A 9,827-nucleotide genomic window follows, 5' to 3' on the forward strand; every position below is an offset into this window, starting at 1 on the left:
GCGTGCTATGCTTCCGTCCGTGACGGTTGTTATCCCTACCTTCAACCGCGCCCATCTGCTTCCGCAGGCAATCGATGCCGCTCTTGGTCAAAGCCACCCTGATACCACGGTGATGGTAGTCGACGATGGCTCGACCGACGGGACGACCGGTGTGCTTGCTCGATATGCGGAACACCCGCGTTTCGTTGGTATCCGACTGGGCACAAATGTCGGCACGGCGCAGGCCAAGAACGTAGGGATCGCTTTATCTCGCACGGATGCTGTGACTTTTCACGATTCCGACGATCTGCCGCATCGGGACAAGGTTCTGCGCCAGGCGAGAGTGATCGGAAACGAAGGTGTAGATGCCCATCCTTGTTTAAACTGGGAAATGACCGGCCGCGCGCCTGAGAGCCGGATCCAGATCGGTGCTGTTCTCACCCATCACGAACTGATCCTGCCTGACGGCACCCGGGTCGAAATTCGGCGGACCCTTTCTCTGGTTGATGACTTCTTTCCGAACTTACAGATGGCCGCCGGCCCTCCGGGGGACTGGACTCATGTGAATTCGGGCATGTTTCACCGCGACGTGTTCACGCGCATTGGCGGGTTTTCGGACTGCATCGAGGAGGATCGCGAGTTCCGCAACAGACTGATCATGGCGGGTGAAGTGTTCTGGGTTATCCCCGATATCCTGCTGACCAAGATTGAAAGTGCTGGGTCGCTAACCTTGGCTGCCGCAACGGACTACGACAGTCCCCGGCGTGTTGCGGATCGGCGCCGAGTCTGGGATCAGGTGGAGAATTGGTTTAGGACGCGCGAAGTGACCGCCGTCCCCATCGACCTGTCGGCGGTCCGGATTGTCGGATGCTCGAATCCCGCTCTATGTAATCCATCCGCACTGCCGTCAGAGCTTAGAAATCTGCAGCCATCTGCCGCGGGTCGGATCGCATGATCGAGGCACTGGCTTTTGTCGATCCGATGGCGCCAAAGGACTATTCCGGCGCGCCCGGCCATCTTGCGGGCCTTGGCGGCACAGAAGCCAGTCTGGTCAAGGTCGCCGAGGCTCTGGCCGACAGCGCGCCAGTGGTTTTCGAGCGCAGCTGGCGTCGCCGGCCCGAGATCGTCTCGGGTGTGCAGTATCGTAGTTTCGATGCCAAGGCGCCGTTGCCCGGCCCTATCGCGACCATTGTGGTTATCAATTCTTGGAAGGTTGCTCTGCGTCTTCGGCGGCTACATCCGGACGCAACGATACTTCTTTGGCTCCACGTCTTCCCAGGTCGCCATAATCGCGGAATGGGGCCCGCCCTGCGTAACGCTGATATCCCCATAATCTGCGTTTCGCAAAGCCATGCCCGCTGGCTCGCCACGTTCCTAGGCACAGATGCGCCCAGAATCCGGCATATTTACAACCCGATCGCTGAGGATCTTGTCCCCGACACGACACAGCGCGATCCCGATCTGCTGCTATTCGCCAGCTCGCCGCACAAAGGCCTGAATGAAGTCTTCCAACACTTCACCGTGGTGCGGCACCGTTGGCCGGACCTAAGGCTAGCCGTCGCAGATCCGGGCTACCTTTCCTGGCCCACGGGTGCGGTCCCGGATGGGGTGACTTTCCTCGGCCGACTGTCGCCCGAAGTGCTTGCCCAATGGATGCGGCGGTCGCTGTGTCTGTTCTATCCCCAGACTCAGTTCGCCGAGACGTTCGGATTAGTAATCGCCGAGGCGAATGCCGTGGGTTGTCCAGCACTATTGCACGCTGGGCTTGGCGCCAATGACGAGATTGCCGGCCACCATGGCCAATGCATCGACACTACCGCACCGGCTGCGGTCGAGCGCAAGCTCGCGGAATGGCGCGCCGTATCCGCGACTGCGCCAATGTCCGTGACGCTCTCCGACGGGCTTCGGCTGTCGGCCGTTGTCGCTGCCTGGCGCGCCGAACTCGGACCGCAGGCGAACACAGCAGAACAATTTTTCGACGCCGCACGACTCCAGCAAGGGGCGATGGAACCCGATGGCCGTTTTGTTGACGGCTTTCTGATCTCTGCAACGAAGGAAAAAATACATGGCACGCAAACCCGACACGAAAACTGAGGCCGGGAATGGGGGCGAAACGCATCAGACCGCTGGAGGCCCGCACGAGGCGCTGACCACGCAAGTAGGAATGCCTATCGCCGACAACCAGAATTCGCTGAAAATTGGCGACAGAGGCCCGCATCTTGTCGAGGATCAGGCGTTCCGCGAAAAGCTCTTCCATTTCGACCATGAGCGAATTCCGGAGCGGGTGGTCCACGCTCGTGGCTACGGTGCCCATGGCACGTTCGAACTCACCAACCCGATCCCTGACCTTTCGCGTGCCGACATCTTCCAACGCAAAGGCGAGACGACAGAAGTATTCGTCCGCTTCTCGACCGTAGCAGGCAGCAAAGGTTCAGCCGATCTTGCCAGAGACGTGCGCGGGTTCGCAGTTAAATTCTATACGAAGGAAGGCAACTGGGATCTGGTCGGCAACAACATTCCGGTCTTCTTCATTCAGGATGCAATCAAGTTCCCCGACCTCATCCATGCCGCGAAGCCGGAGCCTGATCGCGGCTTCCCACAGGCCCAGACCGCGCATGACAACTTCTGGGATTTCATCTCGTTGATGCCAGAGTCGATGCACATGGTGATGTGGATCATGTCCGACCGCACCCTCCCGCGCAGCTTCCGCTTCATGGAAGGTTTCGGCGTCCACACGTTCAGGCTGGTCAATGCCGAGGGGAAGTCGAGCTTTGTCAAGTTTCACTGGAAGCCGCGGCAGGGCGTGCAGTCGGTGCTGTGGGACGAGGCGGTCAAGATCAACGGGGCTGACCCGGACTTCCACCGTCGCGATCTTTGGGACGCCATCGGCAAGGGCGACTTCCCACAGTGGGATCTCGGGGTGCAGGTCTTCGACGACGCTTTTGCCGACAGCTTCGATTTCGACGTGCTGGACGCGACCAAGCTGATCCCTGAAGAGCTCGTGCCGGTGAAAATCATCGGCACCTTGACCCTAGATCGATTGGTTGACAATTTCTTCGCCGAAACCGAGCAGGTCGCGTTCCAGACTGGCAATATTGTGCCGGGTATCGATCACTCCAACGACCCCCTCCTGCAGGGGCGGAATTTTTCGTATCTAGATACTCAGCTGAAGCGGCTTGGCAGCCCCAACTTCAACCACATCCCCGTCAACGCCCCGAAATGCCCGTTCGCGCATATGCAGCAGGATGGACACATGGCGATGATGAACCCACGCGGTCGGGCGAATTACGAGCCTAACAGCTATGGACTTGGTCCCCGCGAAGATCCCGCACGCGGCTTCACCTCATTTGAGGCGGAAGAAGCCGGGGCCAAGCGCCGGACACGCGCGGAGAGCTTCGCTGATCATTACAGCCAAGCGCGCCAGTTTTACCTAAGCCAAACCCCGATTGAGCAGGCGCACATCGCGGATGCGCTCGTGTTCGAGTTATCGAAGGTCGAGAACCCGGCCATCCGGGCCCGCGTAGTCGCGCATCTACCGAACATTGATGCTGATCTTGCCCAGACCGTTGCCGATGGCTTGGGGATGGACGCGGTTCCTGCTGCGGCCGCGCCTGCAAAACCCTTGATTGAGACGGAAACGTCAAAGGCGCTCAGCATTCTGGCAAACCCGCCCCGCAGCTTCAAAGGCCGCAAGATCGGTGCCCTGTTGACCGACGGCATTGACGCGCGAGTGTTTGACGAACTTGTCACAGCGGCCACGGCTGCGGGGGCGGAGGTCGAAGTCATTGCTAAAGCAGTAGGCGGCATCACGACTAGCCGTGGTCGGAAGATCGCGGCGCAGCAGAAAATCGATGGCGCACCGTCGGTTCTTTATGATGCGATCGCAGTCCTTGCGTCGGAAGACGGCGCCGAGATGCTTGCCGATCTACCTGCAGCACGGACATTCCTGAGCGATGCCCACACCCATGGTAAGTTCATCGCCTTGTCGGGCGCCGCGCTTACCGAATTCTGGCCCGCAGTGCTGGTCACGCCTGAAGATGGTGGAGTCTTCACGATCGACAACGGGGAGAGCGCGGCAACCTTCTTGAGCGCCTGTGCGGACATCCGGTATTGGGACCGTCTGTCTTGAGTGGCGATGCCCGTATGGCGCAGCGCACCTACGGCTCCGCCGATCCATGGGCCGCTGCGATCACCATTCCTGCGCGCAACGAGGCAGATCGCGTCAGCGCCTGCCTCGATGCGGCAGCGATCGCACTGGCAGGACGTGGCGGCATCGTGGTGACAGTAAACGGCTCGACCGATGCGACCCTCGATCTGGTGCGCGCTTGGTTTGTGACGACGGGCACGTCGGGCGTCGTCATCGACGACCCCGCGCCGCCTGTCGGCAGTGGTGTAGGACGGGCACGCAGGCTCGCCATCGCTGCAGCCTGCGTGCGTCTCCGCCAAGACGGCACCATTCTGACCACCGATGCCGACAGTCGCGTTGCGCCGGATTGGCTCGACGCGAACCTGGCGGAGCTAACGCGCGCCGATCTTGTCTGCGGGACCGTGCTCCCGGAGCCGGCTGAGATCTCCGCCCTACCTGCAATCATCAGCGAAAAGGGAGCGCCCGAGGGCGAGTATTTCGCTCTAACGCTCGCGGTCCGTGCGCTGTTAGACCCTGTGCCACATGACCTCGAACCCACCCATATCAACCCTGCCGGCGCGTCTCTTGCGTTTCGAATGCCTCTATACACGGATGTCGGTGGCATCCCCGACATCGCAGTGCGCGAGGACCGCGTATTTGTCGAGCACGCCGAGAGCCGGGATTGGCGCGTCAGACACTCCTCAATTGCGCAGGTCTGGACGTCCTGTCGACTAGATGGGCGCACAGGTGACGGCATGTCACGCGCCCTCCGCGAACGGATAGATAACAAGGATCCTGTTGTAGATGAGGCGCTGAACCCAGCCGATCTCACCATTCTTCAAGCTCGGGTAAAGGGGCAGTTGCGACGAGAGTTCGCGGGCAAACCGGGTTTCGGCGCGGCTTGGGCGCAGGCGCTGGAGACGCGGCCCGAGCTTCGTTCACACCGGATGTTCCTATCTGAATTGCAGACCAACCTTCCGCAGCTGCGGTCTAAGCTCGCCGAGTTGCAAATCGTGCCAACCGATGGATCTCCGACCCTGGGGGGGAGAGTCCTCCGCCACTTCAAGGGCATAGCGCATGAGACTGGCTGCTCCCTATGAAATGGACGCCACAGTGGCGCATGCGCTCGCGCAGATCGCCGCTCAGGCAGGTGAGGCTGATTCCGGGGGGCGCAGTTTAGAACCGGATATGATGCTCCTCGGAAGGGCAGGGGTCCTCAGAACTCTTTGCGATGCGCGGACGGCTCCCGAGATCCTGGTCACTATTCTGCGTCGCATTGGGCGGGCGAGCCTGTCAGTTGGGCGCTTGGTCGAGGGCCACATGAATGCGCTCAAACTGATCGCGCTCTACGGCTCGGCCGAGCAGAAACACAGATATCAGTCGGCACACGATCGACTTTTCGGCGTCTGGGGTGCCGATGGCGCGCTACCAGTGCGCCTTCAGCCCAACGGCGACGGTTCGGCTACGCTGCATGGCGAGAAGCGGTTCGCATCGGGACTCGGCGTGCTCCACTTTGCCATTGTATCTGCAGCGACCGAACTCGGAACGCAACTGGCGATCGTGCGAGCTGATGACAAGGCGCGCGCCGATGCCTCAGGTTGGAAGACGAGCGGCATGCGCGCCACGGCCTCGGGGGTCTACAGCATGCGGGGGCTTGAGGCCGAATTGCTCGGCGGTCCGGGCGACTACGAACGCGAGCCATTTTTTCAAGGCGGCGTCTGGCGTTATGCCGCGCTGCATGTCGGCGCTTTGGAAGCGATCGCCGAGGCCGTCAGACGTGCTGTGGTCGACCAGGGAGGTGGGGCCGAGGCTCCGCAACTCCACCGGCTGGCCCGACTGACCACCCGTGCGCATTCTGCGCGCCTGCTTGTGGAAGACGCTGCCCGCAGGGTGGAGGCCCCGGGCGCAGGCCCGCTTGCCGTGGCACTCGCGCTGGCCGCACGCGAAGCCGTCGAGGAAGCCTGTCTCGACGGCATTGCAATCGCGGATCGTGCACTGGGAACGCGGTCTTTCATTGAAGGATACCCAGTCGAACGCATCCGCCGGGACTTGGCCTTTTTTCTTCGGCAGGCTGATCTCGATGGAAAGTTGTCGCAAGTCGGGATGGCAGTCTTGGTGGCGGATCACGGCGTCGGCGAGTTATGGAGCGATGAATGAATTTGACCCCCCAACTCGCCGCCGCAGCGGCCGGTGCGCCCTTTGCATCAATTTCTGAACTGACCGGGTCGGGGGATGTGCTTGTTCTTGCGCCGCACCCTGACGATGAATCGCTTGGAATGGGAGGAGCGATCGCATCGGCATGCGACTCCGGACATAGGGTCCACGTAGCGATCATCACAGATGGCGCCGCATCGCACCGCAAATCCCTGCGCTACGCAGCTCCTCGGCTGGCAGAGCTGCGCCGACGGGAGGTCGAGCAGGCGGTGACAATCCTGACAAAGGGCCGCGCGATGCCGATTTGGTTAGGCTACCCCGACCTCTCAGCACCGGAAACTGAAGCCAGCTTCTTTGAGGTGGGGCAGAGACTCGCGCCGATCCTCGACCGTGTTAGCGCGGTCTGGACTACCTGGGGCGGTGATCCGCATCCAGATCATCAAAGGACTTGGCACTTAGCCCGTCACTTAGCCGCCCGGCGTTATGATCGCAGGCTGTTTGGATGCCCCATCTGGTCGCGTGTTCAAGATATAGTCCCGGGTTTCGTGCCCGCAGGCCTCATGCGGTTTGACAGCTCAACCTGGCGTGAGTTGAAGGCTTCAGCTGTTAGTTCTCATGTGTCCCAGATGACCGGATTGATCGTCGATGACCCGAGCGGTTTCAGGATGGCCCCAGATCTCGCAGCATACTTTGTTGACAGTGATGAGCTATTTATCCCCGGGGGCAGTGAATGACGCAGGATGCAAAGTGGTTTGAAGCTCTTTATTGCGACGCCACCGACCCGTGGAGCTATCGCACAAGCCGTTACGAGGCGCAGAAATATGCGGATACCTTGGCATTGCTGCCACGCGCGCGCTACAAGCGCGCACTGGAAATCGGTTGTTCCATCGGTGAGATGAGTAAGTTGATCGCACAACGGAGTGAACGGCTGCTGGCGCTTGATTTCGCGCCCAGTGCAATATCGGACGCTCGGGAGCTCAAGATACCTAACGCTGACTTTATCATTGCAACCGTGCCACGAGATTGGCCGAGAGGACCATGGGACCTGATAGTCATGTCCGAAATCCTATACTATCTCGATTCCCGCTGCATTGACGAGCTTGCCGAGTGCATCGCGAGAGACCTATCGCCTGACGGGCAATGTCTTCTGGTCAATTACGCGGGTGAAACTCAGACGGCACTCAGCGGAATTGAGGCTGAGAGCTGCCTCTTGCACTCTCTTTCCAATCGTCGTGCGGTGCAGATGGGAGGGCAGATAGACGACCTCGGTAGGGGATATCGAGCCATGGTGCTGAGCCTCAACAGTCTATGAGGCTGGATCGGACGACCAAGGTAGATACAGATACTGTGGATCAAAGTTTCCCGTCCGCACGAGTCCGGCGCGATCAAGTATTTCCACCCGGCCATGTTTGACGCTGCAGAGACCGCCTTCTCGCAGATCGCGGAGCACCCTGTGAACGTGCATTGGCGAGAGACCGCACACTTCCGCAAGTTCTTGCTGGGTGAGTGGGAGATCGAAACCCTTTGTGTCTCCGCGGCCATTCAGTTCGTTTCTGAGCGCGAGCTCGCTCAAGAAATTCGCCATTCCGGCCGTGGCGCGCAATCGACCAAGACGAAAGGTCCAGTGCCGATGTATCGATGCATCTATCATCGTCAACGCCCACAACGCGCGCGCGTCGTCTTCGCTCTCGGCAATGATTTGTTTCAGTGCGTCGTGAGGGAAGATTGCGGCCCGTGACCGCGTTATAGTTGAAACGTCGTGATCGAGGCGTCCAAGCGGCAGGCTGTGGAGATCTACGAAGTCGCCGGGCACTTGGAGCGCGACCATCTGTCGATGACCGTCCTTATCCGCGATGTGGCGGGTCATAACTCCGTTCAGCAAAAGAGCGCTTTGGTTGATCGGTTGGGATGCGCGAGTTACCACTTCACGCGCCTCCCATTCCACTACATCCGAGCACACTCGATCAAGTTTGGACCAAAGCTCGTCGGGAAGCCGGGCTACCATACCAATCTTTGCCTCAGGAGGTAGCTTGACGCTCATGACGAAATTCGAAGTCCTTGTATTGACTGCAAGTGGACGTGAGTTGACCAGATGTCCCCTGTCGCGCTTCTCGACCGCTTAAGCAACGCTTGAATTGGGAGACGGGAGAACCTGTCGTTGAGCGATGTAATGCAAGCCAACGATATCTCGCGAACTCGTATCCCCCTCACAATCGTGAAGATCGACGGGAGTTCCCCCGGCCGAGAAGATAGTGTCATTCAACGTAGCGCAAGCTTACGGACCTCAAGCGGAACAGATCCTCCGTCCAGACGTTTCCCGACCAGCCCAAAAGCGGAGGGAGTAACCCGATGTCTGCGCCGAACACCAATGTCGAAAGGCAGAAGCGCAACCATGCAGGCCCGCTCGTCGGAATGCTTGCGGTCGTCATCTTCGCGGTTGTGGGTTTGGTCTGGTGGCTAGGGTCCGAGAGCGCCGAAGCACCTGGTCCGACTCAGGATCCCGCGACTGCCGTCGGGGCACCGGAAGCGTCCACCCCGAACACCCCTTCGGCAAGTGCTGCGCCGATGCTGCCAGAAACTGCAACCGGTCAGCAGACACCGACCGTTGGTGGTTCTAACTAAGCACATCCCCCGTTGGGGCCGGTGACGTCGCGGTCTGCCAAATGCCGAAGCCACTGGCACCGCCTAGCGCGGCGGTTCAATGGCTGATTGCGGCGTATAGAGAGTTCCCGGATGGCGCGAAGGCAGGCGGAAACACGGCTCAAGGTCGTTCGATCCGAGAAATCATTCGCCCTTCGATGTTTCTGCGGAACAGATACGGGCGTCTACGCTTAGGTCCTCGACAAACCTCGGGACCGGCTTGCGACAGGACAGAGCTCATTACCCCTTTGAAAGGCCACTAGCGCGTCTGCGGCGGCTGTTTTTCGCGTCAGCCTCCCTTCCGGTTGCGGCTTGCGGGGGGCGCCAGTCGGCGCTGTCTCCGGCGGGCGAGGATGCCGCGCAGCTTCACCTTCTGTTCCTCGTCATGCTCGGCGGTGCGGTGCTGCTGTGGCTGGCGCTGAACCTCGCCTTCTTTGCCGTCACCCGGCTTCACCCCGGTAGGATGCCGGTGCGCCATGCCGACCGGGTGATCCTATTCGGCGGCGTGATCTTCCCCACGGTGCTGGTCGGCGCGCTGCTGGCTTGGGGCCTGTCGATCATGCCCGACCAGCGCGCGACCGGCGAAGGCCTGGTGGTGCGCGTGACCGCCGAGGAATGGTGGTGGCGCGTCGAATACTGGGCCGAAGGGGCAGAGGCCCCGGTCGTCACCGCCAACGAGATCCGCCTGCCCGCAGGCGTGCGGACCGAGCTGAAGCTGAACGCGAACCGCTACATCCATTCGTTCTGGGTCCCGGCGCTTGGCGGCAAGATGGACATGATACCGGGGCGCGAGACGGTGCTGACCCTGCGCCCCGAGATCCCCGGCATGTATCGCGGCCAATGCGCCGAATTCTGCGGCGCGTCCCACGCGATGATGGCCTTCGAGACCGTCATCCTGGAGCCCGCCGCGTTCGATGACTGGCTTGCG

The 9,827-nt window shown here is 60.7% G+C and carries 9 protein-coding genes; 8 read left to right on the forward strand and 1 reads right to left on the reverse strand.

What is annotated here, in order from left to right; translation table 11 throughout:
- The first annotated feature begins 7 nt into the window (after positions 1-7).
- From V8J36_RS21625 to V8J36_RS21655, 7 genes are read left to right on the forward strand one after another with little or no spacing between them, the layout of a single operon-like run.
- Positions 8-934 carry a glycosyltransferase family 2 protein gene (locus V8J36_RS21625; RefSeq protein ID WP_336469395.1) on the forward strand — a complete coding sequence of 309 codons (927 nt, stop codon included), beginning with the start codon at positions 8-10 and terminating at the stop codon, positions 932-934.
- Positions 931-2,073 (forward strand): glycosyltransferase family 4 protein, encoded by a 1,143-nt coding sequence (locus V8J36_RS21630; protein ID WP_336469396.1) that lies wholly within the window; start codon positions 931-933, stop codon positions 2,071-2,073. The genes V8J36_RS21625 and V8J36_RS21630 overlap by 4 nt, the downstream gene beginning before the upstream one ends.
- Entirely contained in the window at positions 2,045-4,108 is a 2,064-nt protein-coding gene (locus V8J36_RS21635; RefSeq protein ID WP_336469397.1) for a catalase, read from the forward strand. Before V8J36_RS21630 ends, V8J36_RS21635 begins: the two co-directional genes overlap by 29 nt.
- 14 nt (positions 4,109-4,122) lie before the next feature.
- Positions 4,123-5,205: a glycosyltransferase gene (locus tag V8J36_RS21640; protein WP_336469398.1), complete on the forward strand. Its 1,083-nt coding sequence runs from the start codon at positions 4,123-4,125 to the stop codon at positions 5,203-5,205.
- Positions 5,183-6,262: an acyl-CoA dehydrogenase family protein gene (locus tag V8J36_RS21645; RefSeq protein ID WP_336469399.1), complete on the forward strand. Its 1,080-nt coding sequence runs from the start codon at positions 5,183-5,185 to the stop codon at positions 6,260-6,262. Before V8J36_RS21640 ends, V8J36_RS21645 begins: the two co-directional genes overlap by 23 nt.
- Complete coding sequence (locus V8J36_RS21650; RefSeq protein WP_336469400.1) at positions 6,259-6,993, forward strand: PIG-L deacetylase family protein; 735 nt, start codon at positions 6,259-6,261, stop codon at positions 6,991-6,993. Before V8J36_RS21645 ends, V8J36_RS21650 begins: the two co-directional genes overlap by 4 nt.
- A complete protein-coding gene (locus V8J36_RS21655) occupies positions 6,990-7,571 on the forward strand; it encodes a class I SAM-dependent methyltransferase (RefSeq protein WP_336469401.1) in 582 nt (193 codons plus the stop codon). Before V8J36_RS21650 ends, V8J36_RS21655 begins: the two co-directional genes overlap by 4 nt.
- Here V8J36_RS21655 and V8J36_RS21660 read toward each other — a convergent pair.
- Positions 7,566-8,300, reverse strand: coding sequence for a Crp/Fnr family transcriptional regulator (locus V8J36_RS21660; protein ID WP_336469402.1), 735 nt, complete (start codon positions 8,298-8,300; stop codon positions 7,566-7,568). The genes V8J36_RS21655 and V8J36_RS21660 overlap by 6 nt on opposite strands.
- Before the next feature lie 984 nt (positions 8,301-9,284).
- Between V8J36_RS21660 and V8J36_RS21665 the strand changes: the two genes are divergently transcribed.
- On the forward strand, positions 9,285-9,827 hold a 543-nt coding region (locus V8J36_RS21665; protein ID WP_442902525.1), incomplete at its 3' end, for a cytochrome c oxidase subunit II.

Origin of the sequence: Frigidibacter sp. MR17.14, from assembly GCF_037095735.1 — a bacterium.
Classification (GTDB): Bacteria; Pseudomonadota; Alphaproteobacteria; order Rhodobacterales; family Rhodobacteraceae; genus Frigidibacter.

Bases quoted from the DNA above. Each gene is read 5' to 3' on its own strand.
- V8J36_RS21645 (WP_336469399.1), top strand. From the start codon at position 5,183: ATGAGACTGGCTGCTCCCTATGAAATGGACGCCACAGTGGCGCATGCG.
- V8J36_RS21635 (WP_336469397.1), top strand. From the start codon at position 2,045: ATGGCACGCAAACCCGACACGAAAACTGAGGCCGGGAATGGGGGCGAA.
- V8J36_RS21625 (WP_336469395.1), top strand. From the start codon at position 8: ATGCTTCCGTCCGTGACGGTTGTTATCCCTACCTTCAACCGCGCCCAT.
- V8J36_RS21650 (WP_336469400.1), top strand. From the start codon at position 6,259: ATGAATTTGACCCCCCAACTCGCCGCCGCAGCGGCCGGTGCGCCCTTT.
- V8J36_RS21640 (WP_336469398.1), top strand. From the start codon at position 4,123: ATGGCGCAGCGCACCTACGGCTCCGCCGATCCATGGGCCGCTGCGATC.
- V8J36_RS21660 (WP_336469402.1), bottom strand. From the start codon at position 8,300: ATGAGCGTCAAGCTACCTCCTGAGGCAAAGATTGGTATGGTAGCCCGG.
- V8J36_RS21655 (WP_336469401.1), top strand. From the start codon at position 6,990: ATGACGCAGGATGCAAAGTGGTTTGAAGCTCTTTATTGCGACGCCACC.
- V8J36_RS21630 (WP_336469396.1), top strand. From the start codon at position 931: ATGATCGAGGCACTGGCTTTTGTCGATCCGATGGCGCCAAAGGACTAT.